The following is a 19,326-nucleotide window of genomic DNA, read 5'->3' on the forward strand; positions in this document are numbered from 1 at the left end:
GGCACGACTGGGCGCAACAGTGCGCCCAGTGTTTTTGGAACCGAATGTGCGTTGAATTTCCCCTTACGGGGTAATGACAACGCGGGAGACGTCGGGACGGTTACGGACAGTCGCGTTAGCCAGGCCAACCGTAATCACCATGCCAAGACGCGTGACGTACTGGCGGCGTTCGGTATCTCCGGCATGGTCCCAGGTTTTGGCTGTCACCAGTGGCAGCTCATGCCGGGATGGCTGCCCGGCGTCCTCAACGGCGGCCAATACACGCACACGTCGACGGTCGAGAATCGGCTTGGCGGCGTCGTACGCGGCGCGGATTAGTTCACCCGTTGCTGCCTTGACTTCCAGCGAGACTAGCTCGGCTTCTACCGCTGCCAGCTCAGCGGCGGCGATGGAGCGCGCATCGTCGAGCGCGGCGTCACGTGCGCCTATGCCCGCCCGGATATCCGGGTCGGTCAGTAACTCCAGAGCGCGGGCCCGTACCTGCGTCTCGACGGTCTCAGCCTTGATGGCCAGACCGCATCCGCCTCCGGACGGGGGGCAACGGTACAGGCGGTTAACCGTGCTTTTGCTGCGGGTCGCCGTGGCAGTGGCCCCGGCCATGGTGTGGCCACAGCGGCCACAGTGGACGAGGCCCGACAACTCATACTTGCCGTTCGGCTTGCGGCCACGGCGGCGCGAGATCAACATGGTCTGGACCGCCTCGTATGTTGCTTCATCCAGAATCGGCTCACCCGGAATGCGTCCGACAACCTCGCCGTGCCACTCCACCCGCCCGCCGTATTTTTTGCGGCCCAGCATCCGACCAAGGTTGGCGGGAGTGAACGGCTTACCCCGGGCGGAGACAATACCCCGGCTTCCCCAGTCGGCCGCGACGGTACGTAGGGCCTCGCCTGCGAGCATCCGGGACGCGGCCTCGCGGATGAGTACCACTTCGGCGGGACGTTGCACTGTGGTCGCTCCAGCCGGTATGTCTTCCTCAGCCATTTCACCCAGCACCTCAAAGCCGAAAGCGCGACCGCCAGCGAGGGGATACCCCGCGCGTGCCAGGTCGGCCAGCGCTGCCCGGGACCGTTCGCTGGTGTTGTCGCTCTCGGCGGCGGCTTGCGCTGCCGCGCCTCGCGCCTGCTGGCGACCGGCGGCCGTGGTCAGGTCGATGTAGCCGGAGTTCGGGCCGTCTATACCAACGGAATGAAGTTCAGCCAGGTCGATGAGGTCTTCCATGTCACGCGGCGCGCGGGTAAACCGGTCCAGCTTCCAGATCAACACGCCCTGGACCTCACCAGCGCGCGCCACGGCCATCAGCCGTTGCCAGTCGGGCCGGATGGCACCCTTGCGTTTCCATGCGCTCAAGTGGTTATCAACGAAGACATGCGCCTCACTGATCGGTAACCCATGCTCGGCGGCGTAGGCACGGATCTCTCGTTGCTGCCGTCCGACGGACTCATCTACCGCGCGGCGGCGACCAGATGACCGGACCGGCTTTGCCGCGGAAAGTCTCGCGTAGATGGCCCACGGCCGAATGTCTGTCTGCCCCTTGCGCCGCGATGTACCCACCATGTTTGCTGGCCTCCAGTTACTTTCACCCTACACAGTAAATTGCGCTCCCTTCCTCTCTGGCGGAGTTGGCATGCAACGTACACATACCCGGTAGACCGGAGTTCAAGGCGATAAGAAGGTCAAGGCACTCCTCTTGTCGCACCTCGCCGACAACAATCCGGTTAGGGCGCATCCGGAGGGCCTCTTTGACGAGCCGGCGCAGCGTGATCTCGCCGGTACCTTCAAGATTTGCCTGTCTCGTCTGCATCGAAACCACGTCCGGCAACGGGACCTGAAGCTCGAAGACTTCTTCTGCCGTAATGACTCGCTCGGTGGCAGGGATTGCTGCACACAGCGCGTTGAGCATGGTGGTCTTGCCCGCCTGTGTGCCACCTGCGACCAGTACGTTGAGCCCCGCAGCAACTGAGGCCTCCAGGAAACGCGCTGCCTGCTCGGTGAGCGCACCCAGCCTCGTCAACTCGTCCAGGCCCGCAACACCGATCACGAACTTGCGGACATTAACCGAGATGTGGCTGCGAGTAATTGAGGGAATGACAACATGCAGCCTGGAGCCGTCTGGCAGCTGCGCATCGACAAACGGGGTGCTGAGGTCCAGGCGGCGGCCTGAAACGCGCAACATCCGCTCGACAAGATCGGCAACCTGCTCCGTCGTCATGATGATGTTCGTGAGCTCGGAGCGTCCGCGGCGGGCGATGAAGACCCGGCCAGGCTCGTTGATCCAGATCTCCTCGACGGTACCGTCGTCGAAGTACTGCTGAAGGGGACCGAAACCTGCGACCTGATCGAATACAGAGCGCGCCGCTTCGGCCGGATCACCAAGTGCAGGCAGGGCAGACATGCCCGCACGATCGAGGTAGTCGGCTACTACGTCGTCTACCAGCCGCCGTGTCGCGTCCGGCTCGAGAATCGGGTCCAGAGAACGACGTCGAACGAGCTCTAGGACCTCACCTTCGACGATCGCAAGTGCTGACGCCACAAGTCCCCCACTACCCCGACTGACGATTGGAAAATCGGAGCGTAACCGCCAGCACCGGTCGCTGTAGACACGCCAGAACAGGCTGTGGACAACACTTCACCCAGCGTGTTCGCAACATCCATGCGTGTCATATTTCGCGCCGAACGTTGACCATATGACGTTCCGCAACGTGGCTAGGCTGATCAACTTGAATCTCGAACGTGTCTCACGTCACTCTTGATCTACGACGTCTAGTACGCCTAGCTGGTCGGCGGGAATTCGACCGGGCGGCGGGCGCCGGACAGCGTAAATGCTTTCCTTATAGGAGTGAAGCCGCTCGCAGTGAAGAGGTATTCATTCGTTATCTTGGCGCTTCAGTCGCCAGAAGCCCAAAGAAACAAATTGGCATCAGATCTTCCCTCATGAGACAAGCGCGATGTACGGTATCGAAGCATCTCGGGTTGGCGACGGTAGTTGCGCAGGAATGTTCGCCGCGCTCAGCTCGAAGCGACGCAAGTGCCGTACTCACCGAGTTCCCATCGATCGCACATCACCCTGTCAGGCACCGCCTTGGCTGCTGCCCTGGCCAAGCCCGAAACACCATACGTTTCATGCTCCTCCTCGTTCGTCATTTCGTTGGTCATCACTTCTTTGTCCGTACAGAACACCCATTTCCAGGATCAAAGGAAGGCTCCGCAATGCGAAAAAGCAGGTTCGTGGCCGCAATGGTGGCGACAACAGTCGTTGCCGTCGTTGCGTCTGCGTGTAGTTCCTCGAGCAGTAACAACGGCGCTTCGGCCGGATCGGGCGGCAGCGGCAGCGCTGCCGGCGGGACGATCAAGATCGGTGTCATCACCGACTCGACTGGCGTAGCGGCCTCGGGCTTTCAGACCACCGAGACCGGCATCAAGGCTTACGTCAACTCCGTGAACGCAGCGGGCGGCGTCAATGGTCAAAAGCTCGAATACGTGATGGCCGACTCCACCTCGACGCCGTCCGGAGCCCTTACCGCCGCGCAGAAGCTCGTGCAGACCGACAAGGTCTTCGCGGTCATCAGCGTGTCCTCGGACTTCTACGGCGCGGAGCCTTACCTGCTCAAACAAGGCGTTCCGGTTGTCGGTGGCGGCTTTGACGGGCCCGAGTGGACCGATCAGAAGAACACGAACCTGTTCGCCAGCGAAGGTGTCAACGACTTCAACTCCGTTTACGCCACCCAGGGCGAATATTTCAAGGCGCGCGGCGTGACCTCGTGCGGTTCGATGGGTTACTCCAGCTCGCCGAGCGCGCAGAAGTCAGCGACCGCAGCACAGAAGTCATGTGTGGCCGCCGGACTCAAGGACGGCTACGTCACCCAGGTTGCTTTCGGAAGCACCGACATGGGTGCGATTGCCCTGGCTATGAAGAGCGCCGGCGTTGACGGGGTCTACTTGCCTGTCGTCCCGAACACCGGTTTCGCGCTGGCGGCCTCACTTCGTCAAGACGGCGTCGCACTCAAATCCCTCGTCCTGGCCACCGGATACGGCAGCGACCTGCTCGCCTCGTCCGCAGCCGTGACCGCCGCACAGGGCTTTGAATTCTCCAGCGACGGCGAGCCGGTCGAGATGAACACCCCGGCCACCCAGAAGATGGCCAAGAACCTCGCCGCAGTCGGTTTCAACGAGACCCCGACCTATGCCATCCAGTCGGCCTACCTCGCGATGAGCGCCTTCGTCCGCGGCCTGCAAGAGGCCGGCGCCAACCCAACCCGCGAGTCTTATATGACGGCGCTGCGCGGCGTTAAGGACTTCGACGCCGATGGCCTCAAAGCACCGCTGAAGATCGATTTCAGCAACTACTCGCCCGACCAGACCTGCTCCTGGGTCGTCAAGCTCGAGGGCAAGAAGTTCATCCCGATCCCGAACATCCCGTACTGCGGTAAGAAGCTCGATGGCGTCAAGCCGTAGTCACACCCTGAAGTGCAACTGAACTGCGGATAGCGCAACGAGACGCCTGCCGTCGAGCCTGGACCTCATCGGGCTCGGCGGCAGTGCTACAACCAATGGCCGTGCGCTATCGACAGCAGTGCGCCATACCGGGTGGCAGTGCGCTACACCGGTTGGCAGTTATGTGACGTCCCAAACCAGCGGCAGACTCGTCAGCCCGAACATGAGGCTGAGCGAGCAAGTAGTTGCTTGCTGGCAAGCAGTGTATTCTGATGGACGTGTCGACAGAACCCGCTACTGTTACCCGCGCGACTGTCGAGACTGACAGTCCGTCGATAGCTCGCCGTCGACTCGTTTTTGCGGTCGTTTCCATCGCCCTGTTCATGGCTGCGCTGGATCAGACCATCGTTGCCACCGCCTTACCGGCGATCCAGCATGACCTGAACGCCCGGGTCAACTGGACCGGCTGGACGATCACCGCCTACTCCCTCGGCCAGGTCCTGATCATGCCGCTGGCCGGCAAGATCAGCGACCAGTACGGCCGCAAGAAGGTCTTCCTGATCGCGGTGGTGATCTTCACCGTCTCGTCCCTGCTGTGCGGGCTGGCGGGCAACATCTACCTGCTCGTCGCGCTGCGCGGGTTGCAGGCCATTGGTGGTGGTGCCTTCATGCCGTCGGCCACCGGCATCGTCTCTGATCTCTTCGGCGCCGACCGTGACCGGGCAATCGGTTTGTTCTCCAGCATCTTCCCGATCGGAGGTATCGTCGGCCCAGTGCTCGGCGGGGTATTCGTCAGCTATTGGTCCTGGCGCGGGATCTTTCTCGTCAACGTTCCGCTGGGCATTCTGCTCTTCGTTCTAGGCACGATCTTCATTCCACACAACGACGCGCGCGTGCATGAGCGGCTCGACCTTCAGGGCGTCGCGTTGCTCGGGGTGACGCTGCTCTCGGCGATGTTGGGCGTCACCTTTCTCGGCGGCGGCGACCGGTCCTTCGACAGCATCGGTTTCCTGCTTCCGGAGGCTGTAGCCGTGCTAGGGGCCGTGGCATTCCTACGGCACACCTGGCACGCCAAAGCGCCGTTCATTCCACCTGAGCTGCTGTATGGGCGGGGCTTTGGTGTGATGAACCTGATCAACTTCTTGTTCGGCAGCGCGGCACTCGGCTTCGGGGCGCTCGTACCGCTCTACGCCGAGGACAAGCTGGGCCTCAAAAGCCTGCAGGCAGGGACGATTCTCACCGCACGCGCGATCGGCATGGTCTCGGTCGCCGGGCTGGCCGTCTACTTCCTACGTCGAACTGGTTACCGCTGGCCGATGGCAATCGGCTTCTTCACTCTGGCTATCGGGCTGTTCATCATCTCCTCCGGCGCGCACGGCTTTTCACCCTATGGCTGGATCGCGTTCGGCGCAGCGGTCAGCGGTATCGGGATAGGAATGTCGACACCATCCTCCAACAACGCCACCCTGCAACTCGCGCCCGAGAGCGCGGCGGCTATCGCCGGCCTGCGCGGGATGTTTCGCCAGGCAGGCTCGATCACGGCGGTCTCGATCACCACGACGGTGATCGCGCGGAGCACGAACCCGGGAGTGGCCCTCGGCCATGTCTTCGTGATCTTCGGGGTGATCGTGCTGTGTTCGATTCCGTTGATCGCGCTCGTACCCGACCATCGCGGCGACTGGTAGCCAGAGCTCGGAGTAGTAAGCACCCCAGCCGAGCGCGCCGATTCGCCTGCTGTCAGTTGACGATTACGGTCGACGTCCCGACCTGGCCATCCGGTCCCACCACCGTCAGCACCGCCCGAGACCCAGGCTGGCCATAGGTGTGCATACGTTGGGCGTCGGTAGGCCGGTTCGAGTTGTCGCCGGTCGAGTACAGGCCGTCGCCGTAGTCCAAGGTCCAGAGGGCCCACGGGCACCCGGTGCTCTCGCCAACGTCAAAGACCTGAGCGCTTCCGTCCGCGTCTTGGCTCAGTGTCGGTACGGGTGCGGGCGCCGCGCCGGCGTCGGGCACGTCGATTTGATGAGTCCAGATCTGCGCCGCGCCTGAGGAAGGTGTCGCACTCAGGTCGGGAGTCCAGGTGATGGTGTAGTTGCCACCCGTGGCGTAGGTGTGGGTGAACGACGGGGTGCTCACCGAGTCTGTGGACAGCGTCAGCGCACTCGCAGCAGGCGTTATATCGGCACCGGTCCCGTCACCCCAGTCGAGCTGGCCACCGTCAGCGACAAGTCCGGGGCCGACTACGTCGAATCCGTCGATGGTGACGGTGGTCGCCGCACCCGCGCCGCCGAAATGCAGCCCGGCGATCTTCACGACGCTACCGGGCGCATTGAGCAGCGCCGCAGACGTCGATGCCGGGGACGAGTCCGACGGAGTAGGCGTCGGGGTGGGTGACGGGTCGGTGGCTGACGGAGTCGTCGAGCTGGTGGGCGAGGAGCTTGGCATGGCCGTCTCGGTGCTGCCGCGAAATTCGTTCTGGTCGACGATCATCTGTAGCGAGCGATGATGCGTCGGCCCGGGCGAGCTCGACTTGGACGCCGAGGGCGTGGCAGAGGCCCGGTACGGAGGCAGGCCGAAACCGATGCCGAGCGAGGGTGGCTTCTGCGCACCGAAAGACCCGGTCAGCGCTGGATCTGCCGATGTCCCGGCGGTGGTCGGGCCCGCCGACGCAACATGGCGGCCAGGGATGAGGGAAAACGTCGGAAAGCGCGAGACGACGCGCCACGAAACGAGAAGCACCAGCGTGCCGGCGAACGCAAATAACACCAGTGTCGCGACACGACCGGTGCTATTTGGGCTGACTGGCCTAGCCATGCGCGCCCTCATGCTCCGCAACCGCCCCCGCAGGTCCCTCACTTGCCACACGACTACTTCTCTCAGGATGAGCCGAAAGCGGTTTGCTTCCCGTCAGAATCGCGGCGTGGAGTCAGCTTGTAACCTCGTCGTTACCGAATAGAAGATACAACGAGCGGGGCTTCGTAGCGGTACGGCATTACGGCGCGTCAATCGCCAGTTTGGTTAAATTCGACCGCCGAAGTTCGAACCCGTGAAACTCTCCGATTGTGGAATTGCGGACAAGCATCGAATTTCGATACATTCGGCAAACACGATGCTAATTCGGAGTTAAGAAGATTTAGTATCCGGGATCCGGTTGACCACCGCGCTGCGAATATCCGCCCGGGCCGAAGCCGCCCTGCGGGTCAGGTTCCTGACCGGGTTGCAAGCCCCGTGAACGCCGCATCGAGTCAGCCTCGACGAGCCGGTTGAGAGTCTGTTGCATCTCGTCCGCACGCGGAATGTTGACCAGCGTCTCTTGGCCGTGTTCGCTTGCCGATTCGATCGTCAGCGAGCCGGAACGAACGATCCGATCCCAGATCGATTGACGATAGGCAACATCGGTGATTCGTCCGAGGGTGATATCGCGGCCCACGTGGTTGAGGACACCCCGCCGGATCAGCACACGGTGAGTGGTGAACACATAGTGCGTCGATCGCCACCTGATCACCGGCATCAACACGAGCCAGATAAGCAGTAGTAGCGCGAGAACGATGACCACCCACAACAGATATTTATGCGAATCATGATGGGCGTTCGAGTCCGGCAGAAACGCAATGGCGACGCCAGAAAGTGCGCAGAGGACGATAAAGGCCGCGACCGCCGGGACCAGCGTTATCCAGTGTGGGTGTAGATGCTCGACGATCTCTTCGTCTTGTGCGAGCAACTTTTCTGGGTAGGACACTCACTGCTCCTTCTCCACAAATGCGGTCAACAGGCGACGGCCAAATGACGGTCGTCAAAGCACGCTGCCGCCAGCGGTGTTCGCGCCGCCGGACAGAGATTAGCGGGAATCTGACCTCAGGTGCGTGACATCGCCAGCCGCAATCGCGCGGGGCGGGGCACCATCGTTCGCAGCCGCGACGAGCAGTCTGCCCTCATCGTCGATATCGACCGCCGTCCCCCGCACGACTTCGCCCGGCAACTCGACGTTGACCACGTTGCCCAAGGTGGCGCAACGGTCGTGATATTGCTGGGCAAGACCGCTGAGCTGAGCATTCCCGTCCGCTGCTTGCCAGCTGCGATAGCTCGCTGCGAACCGTCCGAGAAAGTCGACGAGCAACCGACCCCGATCAGTCATCTCGCCACCTTGTAGGACAAGCGAAGTCGCCGTCTGTACTGGAAGCTCGCCGTTTGTCGTTGACACATTCAGTCCGACGCCGACCACCGCGGCCGCCGGACCCGTCGGGACGGCAGGGCTCGCGGGGCCGAGCTGCAGCAGGATGCCTGCCACCTTTCGCTGTTCCGGGCCCACGAGCAGGTCGTTGGGCCACTTCAGCGAGCTCGGGACGCCGGCAGCTTCGACGGTTTCGGCGAGCGCAACGCCGGTCAGAAGCGGCAGCCAGCTCCATTGCGACAACGCGACCACGGGGCGGATCAGCATCGAGAAGGTCAGACCGGCGCCCGCGGGCGAGACCCACGTGCGGTCCAACCGGCCGCGACCGCCATGCTGGAATTCAGCGACCCTCACCAGGCCTTCGGCCGCTGCCCCAGCGGCCGCCGAGATGACGTCGGCATTGGTCGAACCGGTCTCGTCCACGACCTCTAGTCGCCAACGCGGGGCATCCCCGGCAGCCCTCTCGGCACTCGCGTCCAGCAACGACTGCAGCAGGCTCTGGTCCAGGGGCTGACGGCTGGTCGATGTGGTCACGCCTCTATTGTCGCGCCAATATTGTTGCGCCGGCGCACTGCGCGGCCAGATTCGGCGTGCTGACAGTGGCGAGCTTGGCAGGCGAGGTCTGTCACTCTCCGAGGCCGCGGCCGGGGTCGCCGACTAGGCTCACCCGTCATGAGCACCGGAGGTAGAAGATGAGCACCGACAGCATAGAAAGCGTAGAGAACCCGGCCGCCGCAGCCGGCATAGATCCGCACACGACGGCCGGCAAACTGGCCGACCTCAAAGAGCGATTTGACGAGGCAGTGCATGCGGGTTCAGCCCTGGCCGTCGAGAAACAGCACGCCAAGGGCAAGCACACGGCCCGTGAGCGCGTCCACATGCTGCTGGACGAGGGTTCGTTCGTGGAATTCGACGAGCTCGCCCGCCACCGGTCCACCAAGTTCGGCATCGACAACAACCGGCCCTTCGGCGACGGCGTCGTCACTGGTTACGGGACGATCGACGGGCGCCAGGTCTGCGTCTTCAGCCAGGACGTGACTGTCTACGGTGGCGCGCTCGGCGAGGTGTACGGCGAGAAGATCGTCAAGGTGCAGGACTTCGCACTCAAGACCGGCTGCCCGCTGATCGGGATCAACGAGGGTGGTGGCGCCCGCATCCAGGAAGGTGTGGTCTCCCTCGCCCTCTACGGCGACATCTTCCACCGCAATGTGATGGCCTCAGGCGTGATTCCCCAGATCTCACTCATCATGGGCGCCGCCGCCGGCGGCCACGTCTATGGCCCGGCGCTCACCGACTTCGTCGTCATGGTCGACAAGACGTCCCAGATGTTCATCACCGGCCCGGACGTGATCAAGACCGTCACCGGTGAAGACGTGTCGATGGAGGATCTCGGCGGCGCCCGAACCCACAACGCAGTTTCGGGTAACGCCCATTACCTGGGTAGCGATGAAGACGACGCCATCAACTACGTGAAGGCTCTGATCTCCTACCTTCCGAACAACAATCTCGATCCAGCCACGGTCTACGACGCCGATCACGATCTTGAGATCAGCGATGAAGACCGCTTTCTCGACACGTTCATCCCGGACTCGGCGAATCAGCCGTATGACATGCACACCGTCATCGAGCACCTGGTCGACGATGGCGAATTCCTCGAAGTACATGCACTCTTCGCGCCGAACATCGTCGTCGGCTTCGCTCGCATCGAGGGCTACCCCGTCGGCATCGTCGGCAACCAGCCGATGCAGTTCGCCGGCTGCCTCGATATCGACGCCGCCGAAAAGGGCGCCCGGTTCGTGCGCACCTGCGATGCCTTCAACATCCCGGTCCTCACCCTGGTGGATGTACCCGGCTTCTTGCCCGGCGTCGGTCAAGAGCACAACGGCATCATCCGCCGCGGCGCAAAGTTGATCTATGCCTACTCCGAGGCGACCGTTCCCAAGATCACGGTCATCACCCGCAAAGCCTTCGGCGGGGCCTACGTCGTGATGGGTTCCAAGCACCTGGGCGCCGACATCAACGTGGCCTGGCCGACCGCGCAGATCGCTGTCATGGGCGCCCAGGGCGCGGCGAACATCCTCTACCGCCGTGAGCTGAGGAAGACCGAGGAAGTCGGCGGCGACGTCGAGGCGCGTCGGGCCGAACTGGTCACCGAGTACGAGGACACTCTGGTCAATCCGTACGACGCTGCCGAACGCGGTTACGTCGACACGGTCATCCCACCCTCGGAGACGCGGGCCTTCGTGGTGCGGGCGCTGCGCATGCTACGAACCAAGCGGCAGACGCTGCCCCCGAAGAAGCACGGGAACATACCGCTGTGAGCACGGGCGAGCCCACGAACGACAGCGAGCCGACGATCGAGCGGCCCGTGCTGCGGATCATCAAGGGAAACCCCAGCCCCGAGGAGATCGCTGCGGTCACGGTCGTGCTGAGTGCCGTCGGTGCCGACGAGTCGGACGCCAAACCGCAGACGAACCTGGTGGGCGGCTGGTCTGATCCGGCCCTGCGGCTGCGCCGCCCGATCCAGCCTGGAGCGGGGGCCTGGCGGGCGTCGGCTTGGTACTGATCGGGTACTGATCGGGTACTGGTCAGTCGGTAATTGGTACCAATCCGCATCAAGGGGTACCAACCCTTACAGGCCGCGGAAGCTGCGAAGCATCGACCGCCGTTTTGTTGGCGCGCCCATAGAATCCAGGGGTGGCCAAGGTTCTAGTCGTCGAGGACGATCCGACCGTCGCCGAGGTGGTCGTCTCCTACCTCGAGCGTGCCGGCCACCAAACCCAGGCGGTGGGCAACGGGACGATCGCAGCGGGTCTGCTCGCTAGCGCCGAGGCGACCGAGGTCGAACTCATCGTTCTCGATCTGATGCTGCCAGGCATCGACGGCATCGAGATCTGCCGGCGGTTACGCGAGACTAACTCGACGCTGCCCGTCATCATGCTCACCGCTCTCGGTCAGGAAGAAGACCGGATCGCCGGGCTCGAGGTGGGCGCGGACGACTATCTGACCAAGCCATTCTCGCCGCGCGAACTCGTCCTACGGGTCGAGTCGGTACTACGGCGGGCCAATGTCGTCGCAGCGCCGCCACAGGTGCTCGAGCTCGGTCCGCTCAGCTTGGATACGGCCGCGCGTCGGGTGACCAAGAACGGCCGCGAGCTCAGCCTCACCGTCCGTGAGCTCGATCTGCTGGCCTACCTGATGGCCCACCCTGGTACGGCGTTCACACGTACTCAGCTGATGGAGGCGGTGTGGGGATGGACTTTCGGCGATCAGTCAACCGTGACTGTTCACGTGCGGCGGGTACGTGAAAAGGTCGAGGACGATCCGAAGGTTCCTCGTCTGATTCACACCGTCTGGGGCGTGGGTTATCGGATGGACCCCGGCGCGACGGCGAAGCCAGCAGTCGCCAGCACGATTCAGACCGGTCAGTGATGTCCGTCGGCCACCTCAGCGACATCATCGGCACGGCGGTTCTGTGGGGCGCGGGTGGGGCCGTAGTCGCCTGGCTCATCACCTGGCCGTTCAGGCGCCGCTCGCACGCCGGGTTGCTCATCTCCGTTACTTTGGTCGCCACCGTGGCCTCGGTGGGCGCGGTCATCGGCAATACCCGGGCGATGTTCATCGCGATGGACGACGAGTACGTGACGATCACAGCGTCCGTCGTTGCCGGAATTTTGGCCGCGGCGGTCGCGGGGTTGGCGGCCCGAAGGTTCGCCAAGGACAGCCAGTCCGTTCTCAACGCGCTCGATGCGGTACGCGACGGCCGAGTTCCGGCTGTGGACGGTCGTCGCCTTTCCGGCGAACTCGAGCGGTTGCGAGCCGATCTGGAATCGACCGGCCGCACGCTCGCCGATTCGCGAGAGCGCGAGCGCAGCCTCGAGGCGTCCCGGCGAGAATTGGTCGCATGGGTGTCGCACGATCTGCGGACGCCGCTGGCCGGTCTGCGTGCGATGGCCGAAGCCCTCGAGGACGGTCTCGCGAGCTCGCCCGAGCGCTATTACAAGCAGATTCGGATCGAGGTCGACCGCTTGGCGGGCATGGTCGACGATCTCTTCGAGCTGTCGCGGCTACAAGCAGCCGCGCCGAGTACTCGGGCCGACCGGGTGAACCTCGATGATCTGGTGTCAGACTGCGTTGCAGCAATCGAGCCGGTGGCGACGGTGCAAGGCGTCACTTTGGTCGGGCGATCGAGCACGGTTGCAGAAGTCGTCGGCAACGGCGCAGAGCTGAATCGGGCCTTGACCAACCTGCTGGTGAACGCGATTCGGCACACCGGATCCGATGGCACGGTGGAGATTGCCCTTCGTTCCTCAGCCGAAACGTTTGGGTCCGGCGCTGCGGATGAGCTCGCCCAGATCGCCGAAGTGACTGTACGAGACGAGTGCGGTGGCATCTCCAAAGATGATCTCGGCAAAGTTTTCGACGTCGGCTTTCGTGGTGAGCAGGCCCGCACCCCACACCCCGGGATCGGCGGTGCCGGCTTGAACGGCGGTGCCGGCCTGGGTGGCGGCGCCGGGTTGGGTTTGGCGATCACCCGCGGCATCGTCGCGGCGCACTCCGGCGACGTCGAGGTCAGCAATACCGAGGGTGGCTGCATCTTCACGGTTCGGCTGCCGCTCGCCTCCTAAGCCCACGAGCAGCGATCGCTCCACAGCATCGAAACGCCATCGAAAATTGTCAATCAGGCGATTTCGAAAGGAGGTTTGCTGTCGCCGTAGATCTCTGCACGGAGTTCATCGCCGGAAACTTCCGGTAGCTCGGCCAGCGTGGCGACGAGCAGTTGCCGTAAGCGCGGCAGGTTGGCCGCGAATTGCTCGAGAACCTCTGTATGTGTCACACCGTGACCCACCTCGACACCGGCATCGTGGTCGGTAACCAGACAAAGGCCGGTGAACTGCAGAGCCAACTCGCGGGCCAGTGCGGCCTCTGGCATCGCGGTCATGCCGATGATCGTGCCGCCGCACCGCTGATAGTCCAGCGACTCAGCCCTGGTAGAGAACCGCGGGCCGTTTATGACCACCAAGGTGGCTTTGTCAACAAGGGGAATCCCGATCGATGCTGACGCGCGAAGGGCTGCTTGACGTCCAGCGTCAAAGTAAGGATCGGCGAACGAGACGTGCACGACGCCGCGATCCGGCGCGCTTGGATCGGCCGGGTCGTTGTAGGTATGGGCGCGTCCGGACGTCCGATCCAGGATCTGATCGGGCAACACCAGCGTTCCCGGACCATGTTCTGCCTTGAGCGAGCCCACCGCGGAGGCCGACAGGATCTGGCTCACACCGAGGGATCGCAGCGCCCACAGGTTGGCCCGGTAGGGCACTCGGTGCGGCGCGAACCGGTGATCGGCTCCGTGCCGTGGCAGAAACGCGACTTGGCGCCCGGACAGCGTGCCGACCGTGATCTCGCCACTTGGCGGGCCCCACGGGGTGCCCACGGCCAGCGACACCGCGTTGTCCAGCAACGAATAGAAGCCCGAACCACCGATAATGCCGATTTCTGCGGGGGCAGTCGGTCGTATTGCGCTCACTCATCGAGCCTAGCGACCACGCACGCGCAAGCAGAAGCCGACCGGCCCAAAGCGGAGGCATCCACGCAACGGCCACCAAAACTAGGACGTCATAGTAAATTGAGAGCCACGTGCCAACCCTGGCACGGCTTGGCACGTTATTGCTGGCACGTCTTTGCCGATATGAGATCGCTGGATCCGGAGAAACGCATGCAACGCAAGCACTACGACGCCGATCACCTCGCGTTCGCCGATTCGGTGCGAACGTTTATCGCCAAAGAGGTCCAGCCGAGCTATCTGGAATGGGAACGGGCCGGCCTTGCGCCCCGCGAGCTCTTCACGGCCGCAGGCGCACACGGCTTTCTCGGCATGCAGATCCCCGAGCAGTTCGGTGGCGGCGGCGTCACGGATTTTCGCTTCAATCAGGTGCTGGGCGAAGAGATCATGCTTGCCGGCGTCGCAGGCGCCGGGTTGGGAATCACCCTGCACAACGACATCTGTCTCCCGTATTTCCTTCGTTACAGCACGGAATCGCAAAGGCGAAGGTGGCTGCCCGGCATCGCCGCCGGCGAGCTGATCACGGCAATCGCAATGACTGAACCGGGTGCGGGTTCGGACTTGGCCGGCATCAGTACCTCCGCCGTCACCGACGGCTCGGATCTGATAGTGAACGGTTCGAAGACCTTTATCACCAACGGGATCAACGCCGATCTGGTCATTACCGCGGTTCGTACGTCGTCGGAGCGACACCGCGGTTTGAGCCTGGTGGTGATCGAGCGCGGCATGCCGGGCTTCGAGCGTGGCCGCAACCTAGACAAGCTCGGCATGCACTCACAAGACACGGCTGAGCTGTCCTTCGTCGACGTCCGCGTGCCGGCGGCGAACGTGCTCGGCGAGGTCGGAGCAGGCTTCAGCTACCTCGTTTCGAATCTGCCGCAGGAACGCACGTCGATCGCGATCGCCGGCATCGCCGGAGCGAGGGCCGCACTGAACTGGACTGTCGACTACGTCCGCGAGCGGAAAGCGTTCGGTGTCGCTATCGGCGCGCAGCAGAACACCCGCTTCGTGCTGGCCGAGCTTGCCACCGAAGTCGATGTCGCCCAAGCCTACGTCGACCAGTGCGTCGATGCGCTGCACGATGGCGAATTGACTGTTGCCGACGCCGCAAAAGCGAAATGGTGGTGCACCGAATTGCAGGGCCGCGCGGTCGACAGCTGCCTGCAGCTGCACGGTGGCTACGGCTACATGCTCGACTACCCGATCGCCCGCGCCTACGCGGACGCGCGGGTGACTCGCATCTACGGCGGAGCTACCGAGATCATGAAAGAGATCATCGGTCGCGACCTCAAGCTGAGCTGATCTTCAACCTCGATAGCCTTGAGGCGTGCGATTCGTCCTGGCCTCCGCCTCCCCCGCCCGTCTCCGAACTCTGCGCAACGCCGGCGTCGAACCCGAGGTGATGGTCTCCGGTGTCGATGAGGACGAGTTCACCGCCGTAACGGCAAGCGACCTGGTGCAGGCACTTTCGATGGCCAAGGCCGCTGCGGTTGCAACCGAACTGTCGATCGCCGCGGCTGATCAAGCGGGCTCAGACCGTGACGGGCCAGCTGACGCCCTGGTGCTCGGCTGTGATTCGTTGTTGGAGTTTCGCGGGGCTGCGTTGGGAAAACCCAACTCGGCAGCCGAAGCCGTAGCGCGTTGGAAGCAGATGCGGGGACGGTCGGGCGTTCTGCACACCGGGCACACCTTGATGTCGCTACGCGGCGCCGATATCGTGGCCGCCAGCACGAAGCTGGCTAGTACCGAGGTTCGCTTCGGATACCCCTCCGATGACGAGATCGTTGCCTACGTCGGCAGCGGCGAACCGCTGCGAGTCGCCGGGGCGTTCACCATTGACGGCTTGGGCGGTTGGTTTGTCGAACGCATCGTCGGCGACCATCACAACGTCATCGGGCTGTCACTGCCACTGCTACGCACGATGTTGCTCGAACTCGGTCTGGGCATTGCAGACCTGCCCGGCTAGCTGCGGCCTCGCGGTCTGAGGGTCACGGGCGGTATCGGCGGCGCGGGTAAAGCGGCGCCGCCGCCGTCCACGGTTCCGAACCGATCCCCGGTGGCCCAAGCCTCTCGGGCCGAAACGATGTCGGCATGGCTACGGCCGACGAAGTTCCACCACATCACGATCTGTTCCTCAAACGGTGCGCCACCGATCAACAGCGCCCGACCCGCGGCGGCCGATGCAACACCGAGGGCGTCCCGTCCGCAACCTAGGTAGGCCATCTCTCCCCGGCGTAGCGGGCGCCCCTCGAGCTCGACCTCGCCGTCTGTCGCCAACACGGCGTACTCCCAGTCTGGGCGCAACGGCAGGGCCGATTTGGCCCCGGCGGCCACGGCCAGATCGGCGCCTACCAACGGGCTGAACGCGGTCGCCGGTGAGGTCTGCCCTCCCAGCGTGCCGAGCAGAACGGTCGCCTGCACGCCATCGGCCTGCCAGATCGGCAGCCCTTCATGGTGTTCGAACGAGGCGGGTCGATGACGCTCGCCGTCCGGTAGCACCACCCATAACTGGACGCCATGCAGCGTCGGGCTGTGCGGCTGCAGCGAGTTCTCCGCATGCGAGATACCGTGGCCGGCGGTCATCAAATTCAGCTGTCCGGGCTGAATCAGCTGTTCGCTGCCAAGACTGTCGCGATGCATGATCTCGCCGGCGAGCAGCCAGCTCACGGTTTGCAGGCCGCAGTGCGGGTGGGGTGGAACGCGCATGCCGTCCGCGGCTGAGACGTCGTTCGGTCCGTAGAAATCGACGAAACACCACGCGCCGACCATGCGCCGCCCCCTGGTCGGAATGAAGCGCCGCACCGTCAAGAGGTCCGCCGAGTCGCTGGGTGTGGACCACGTACGCGGGGTCAGCACAACCTCGCGTGCCTCCAACAACTCGAAGACTGGGGGCGGTGTGTCAGCTACGCCCGCCCGCTGCTCATCCGAACAAAGCTCGACCTCTTCGGGGTGCGCCTCGAGATTGCTCACCACATCAGCATGCCCGAAGAAGCCCCGCTCAGGGTTGGCGCCCGAGTTTCATCAACAACCTGGTTTGCTCGTCCGCATCGGCAGGTGGCGTTATGGCCGGCCCGCAGGCGCCGGGCGTGCGTAAGGCGTCCCCGAGCCGATCAGCTTGCGCGGCGACGCGCTGCACCTCAACCGGGTCGATCCGCTCGTCCAAACCGGTGGCGTGGGCCAGATCCCAACCGTGCACGACCTGGTCGAAGCCGAGAAATCCGTCGACAGCCTGCTCGAACGTCGAGCGCCCGAAGGTCCCTTCGAACTCGGCCTTGGCGCGCACCGGATCATCGAGTTCGGCTTGCACCGTGTCTCGGGCTACCGACCAGGCGGCGAGCGGATCATCGCTCACGGCTGGGATGTCGTCGGGAAACGATCGCCCCACCAGGCCCAGAAACATGCCATGGGTCTGCACGACGTGATCAACCACGTCGCGGGCATCCCAGCCCGCACATGGCGACGGAGAATCCCACCGGTCCGACGGGACCGCAGCGACTTTCTCGGTGAATACCCTGGTCAGCTCACGGTAACGATCAGCGATGTCGTAGTCGGGTTGCGTCATCGTGCCATCATCGCTCAGGTCGTGCTCAGACCGGCGGAACCCCGTGTCGCTTGTCCGCCAGCGGCCTCGATTTGCCGACCAGAGCGGCGAACCGGCGAGTGATTTCTGACCGCAACTCCTCCGGATTGATGATGACGTCGATGACGAGATCCGAGGCCAGGCGCAGCAGGTCGACGTCCTCTTCGTATTCGGCCCGCTTGGCCTTGACGAACGCGGCCTGCTGCTCGGGGTCGGTGATCTCGGCGATCTTGTTCGCATAGACCGCATTCACCGCTGCTTCCGGACCCATCACGGCTACCCGGGCGGTGGGTAGCGCGATGCAGGCATCAGGCATGAAACCGGGGCCGTCCATCGCGTAGAGGCCAGCGCCGTATGCCTTCCTGATCAATACCGAAAGCTGCGGGACGTTCGCCTCAGAGACGGCGGTGATCATCTTCGCACCGTGGCGGATGATACCCAGCCGTTCCACCTCGGAGCCGATCATGAAACCAGGCACATCTGCCAGATATAGCAGGGGAATGTTGAACGCGTCGCACAGCCAGATGAACCGCGCGGCCTTGTCTGCGGAATCGCCGAACAGAACACCGCCCTTCACGGCCGAGTTGTTCGCGACAATTCCCACCGGACGACCATCGATTCGTCCCAGGCCGGTTACCAATTCCGCTGCGAACTCAGGTTTGACCTCGAAGAATGATTCGTCATCGACCAGGCCTTCGATGATCGTGTGCACGTCGAAGGGCACTGACTCCGAAGTCGGCACCGATGAGTCGTCGAGCTCGTACAGCGGTGCTTCGGCGGCATAGCTCGGCGTTGGTAAGCGCCAGTTGATCGGAAAGTAGGAGAAGAACAGCTTTGCTTGCTCGATGGCATCGGCATCATCGGCCGCGAGGTTGTCGCCACAACCTGAGATCGTGGCGTGCATCCGCGCGCCGCCCATCTCTTCGAGGCTGACCTTCTCGCCGACGACCATCTCCGCCATCCGCGGGGAACCGAGATACATGGAGGCGTTGGCTTCCACCATGATGACGATGTCGGTGAACGCGGGGATGTACGCGCCGCCAGCCGCTGATGGGCCGAACAAGCAGCAGATCTGCGGCACCTTGCCAGACAGCGCAACCTGGTTGTGAAATATTCGTCCGGCACCGCGTCGGCCCGGAAACAGATCGACCTGATCGGTGATGCGCGCGCCAGCCGAGTCGATGAACCAGAAGATCGGAAGCTCTTCGGTCAAGGCACGCTCGGTGACCCGAATGATCTTCTCGACTGTGCGAGCTCCCCACGATCCCGCCTTGACCGTCGGGTCATTCGCAACCACGAGCGCGGGACGCCCGTCGACGAGCCCCTGCCCGGTGACCACTCCGTCGGCGGGCAAACCGGCTGCCGCGGCGTTTGCCAGTTGCGAATCTTCGACGAAGGATCCGCCGTCGAACAACAGGGCGATGCGTTCTCGGACGTAGAGCTTGTTCTGCGAGGCCAGCTTCGCCGCGGCTTTTTCGGCGGGCAGCAGGGTGGCCTCACGTGCTGCCGCCACTTTGGCGCTATCGCTCACTGGATCACCCTATTCGGCTGCCATCATTCGGCTTCGTTGATTCGGCT

At 63.6% G+C, this 19,326-nt stretch carries 17 protein-coding genes and 1 pseudogene; 8 read left to right on the plus strand and 10 right to left on the minus strand.

Translation table 11 applies throughout. From position 1 onward, the window contains the following. Nucleotides 1-63 precede the first annotated feature (63 nt). The 3 genes and pseudogenes from ACSMXN_RS18470 to ACSMXN_RS18480 all read right to left on the minus strand — a co-directional run bounded on the left by ACSMXN_RS18470 (nt 64) and on the right by ACSMXN_RS18480 (nt 3,156). Nucleotides 64-1,557: a recombinase family protein gene (locus ACSMXN_RS18470; protein ID WP_022913784.1), complete on the minus strand. Its 1,494-nt coding sequence runs from the start codon at nt 1,555-1,557 to the stop codon at nt 64-66. 52 nt (nt 1,558-1,609) lie between these two features. After that, nucleotides 1,610-2,533: pseudogene (locus ACSMXN_RS18475) on the minus strand (CpaF family protein); the annotation flags it as partial. Between the two features lie 476 nt (nt 2,534-3,009). Beyond that, complete coding sequence (locus ACSMXN_RS18480; RefSeq protein WP_196811318.1) at nt 3,010-3,156, minus strand: hypothetical protein; 147 nt, start codon at nt 3,154-3,156, stop codon at nt 3,010-3,012. Nucleotides 3,157-3,210: 54 nt separating this feature from the next. On the opposite strand from ACSMXN_RS18480, the gene ACSMXN_RS18485 reads away from it, so the two are divergent. Together ACSMXN_RS18485 and ACSMXN_RS18490 are read left to right on the plus strand one after the other, a co-directional pair. Then, nucleotides 3,211-4,455 (plus strand): ABC transporter substrate-binding protein, encoded by a 1,245-nt coding sequence (locus tag ACSMXN_RS18485; protein ID WP_022913787.1) that lies wholly within the window; start codon nt 3,211-3,213, stop codon nt 4,453-4,455. A 257-nt stretch (nt 4,456-4,712) separates the two neighbouring features. After that, entirely contained in the window at nt 4,713-6,119 is a 1,407-nt protein-coding gene (locus tag ACSMXN_RS18490; RefSeq protein ID WP_027139548.1) for an MFS transporter, read from the plus strand. A 52-nt stretch (nt 6,120-6,171) separates the two neighbouring features. Here ACSMXN_RS18490 and ACSMXN_RS18495 read toward each other — a convergent pair whose 3' ends face one another. The 3 genes from ACSMXN_RS18495 to ACSMXN_RS18505 all read right to left on the minus strand — a co-directional run bounded on the left by ACSMXN_RS18495 (nt 6,172) and on the right by ACSMXN_RS18505 (nt 9,139). Further along, the gene (locus ACSMXN_RS18495) at nt 6,172-7,248 is read right to left on the minus strand and encodes a hypothetical protein (RefSeq protein WP_155958413.1); all 1,077 of its coding nucleotides are present in this window, start codon (nt 7,246-7,248) and stop codon (nt 6,172-6,174) included. A gap of 319 nt (nt 7,249-7,567) precedes the next feature. Then, complete coding sequence (locus tag ACSMXN_RS18500) at nt 7,568-8,173, minus strand: PH domain-containing protein (RefSeq protein ID WP_022913791.1); 606 nt, start codon at nt 8,171-8,173, stop codon at nt 7,568-7,570. Nucleotides 8,174-8,272: 99 nt separating this feature from the next. Next, nucleotides 8,273-9,139 carry a biotin--[acetyl-CoA-carboxylase] ligase gene (locus ACSMXN_RS18505; protein WP_022913792.1) on the minus strand — a complete coding sequence of 289 codons (867 nt, stop codon included), beginning with the start codon at nt 9,137-9,139 and terminating at the stop codon, nt 8,273-8,275. 158 nt (nt 9,140-9,297) lie between these two features. On the opposite strand from ACSMXN_RS18505, the gene ACSMXN_RS18510 reads away from it, so the two are divergent. From ACSMXN_RS18510 to ACSMXN_RS18525, 4 genes are all read left to right on the plus strand, one after another. Beyond that, entirely contained in the window at nt 9,298-10,926 is a 1,629-nt protein-coding gene (locus ACSMXN_RS18510; RefSeq protein ID WP_022913793.1) for an acyl-CoA carboxylase subunit beta, read from the plus strand. Next, nucleotides 10,923-11,171 carry an acyl-CoA carboxylase subunit epsilon gene (locus ACSMXN_RS18515; protein ID WP_022913794.1) on the plus strand — a complete coding sequence of 83 codons (249 nt, stop codon included), beginning with the start codon at nt 10,923-10,925 and terminating at the stop codon, nt 11,169-11,171. Before ACSMXN_RS18510 ends, ACSMXN_RS18515 begins: the two co-directional genes overlap by 4 nt. A gap of 131 nt (nt 11,172-11,302) precedes the next feature. Beyond that, nucleotides 11,303-12,037: a response regulator transcription factor gene (locus tag ACSMXN_RS18520; RefSeq protein ID WP_051148913.1), complete on the plus strand. Its 735-nt coding sequence runs from the start codon at nt 11,303-11,305 to the stop codon at nt 12,035-12,037. Next, nucleotides 12,037-13,233 (plus strand): sensor histidine kinase, encoded by a 1,197-nt coding sequence (locus ACSMXN_RS18525; RefSeq protein WP_022913795.1) that lies wholly within the window; start codon nt 12,037-12,039, stop codon nt 13,231-13,233. Before ACSMXN_RS18520 ends, ACSMXN_RS18525 begins: the two co-directional genes overlap by 1 nt. A 53-nt stretch (nt 13,234-13,286) precedes the next feature. On the opposite strand, the gene ACSMXN_RS18530 is transcribed toward ACSMXN_RS18525, so the two are convergent. Further along, nucleotides 13,287-14,123, minus strand: a complete 837-nt coding sequence (locus ACSMXN_RS18530) for an S-methyl-5'-thioadenosine phosphorylase (RefSeq protein ID WP_027139551.1) — start codon at nt 14,121-14,123, stop codon at nt 13,287-13,289. A 198-nt stretch (nt 14,124-14,321) separates the two neighbouring features. On the opposite strand from ACSMXN_RS18530, the gene ACSMXN_RS18535 reads away from it, so the two are divergent. Then, nucleotides 14,322-15,470, plus strand: a complete 1,149-nt coding sequence (locus tag ACSMXN_RS18535) for an acyl-CoA dehydrogenase family protein (protein ID WP_027139552.1) — start codon at nt 14,322-14,324, stop codon at nt 15,468-15,470. Between the two features lie 25 nt (nt 15,471-15,495). Beyond that, a complete protein-coding gene (locus ACSMXN_RS18540) occupies nt 15,496-16,134 on the plus strand; it encodes a Maf-like protein (protein WP_022913798.1) in 639 nt (212 codons plus the stop codon). Here the strand turns inward: ACSMXN_RS18540 and ACSMXN_RS18545 are convergent. From ACSMXN_RS18545 to ACSMXN_RS18555, 3 genes are read right to left on the minus strand one after another with little or no spacing between them, the layout of a single operon-like run. Then, nucleotides 16,131-17,138: a pirin family protein gene (locus tag ACSMXN_RS18545; RefSeq protein ID WP_027139553.1), complete on the minus strand. Its 1,008-nt coding sequence runs from the start codon at nt 17,136-17,138 to the stop codon at nt 16,131-16,133. The two genes, ACSMXN_RS18540 and ACSMXN_RS18545, sit on opposite strands and share 4 nt — an antisense overlap. 28 nt (nt 17,139-17,166) lie before the next feature. Beyond that, nucleotides 17,167-17,730, minus strand: coding sequence for a TIGR03086 family metal-binding protein (locus ACSMXN_RS18550; RefSeq protein WP_022913800.1), 564 nt, complete (start codon nt 17,728-17,730; stop codon nt 17,167-17,169). Nucleotides 17,731-17,755: 25 nt separating this feature from the next. Beyond that, on the minus strand, nt 17,756-19,279 hold the full coding sequence (locus ACSMXN_RS18555; RefSeq protein ID WP_022913801.1) for an acyl-CoA carboxylase subunit beta: 1,524 nt from the start codon (nt 19,277-19,279) through the stop codon (nt 17,756-17,758). Nucleotides 19,280-19,326 lie beyond the last annotated feature (47 nt).

Source organism: Parajatrophihabitans canadensis, assembly GCF_053764775.1.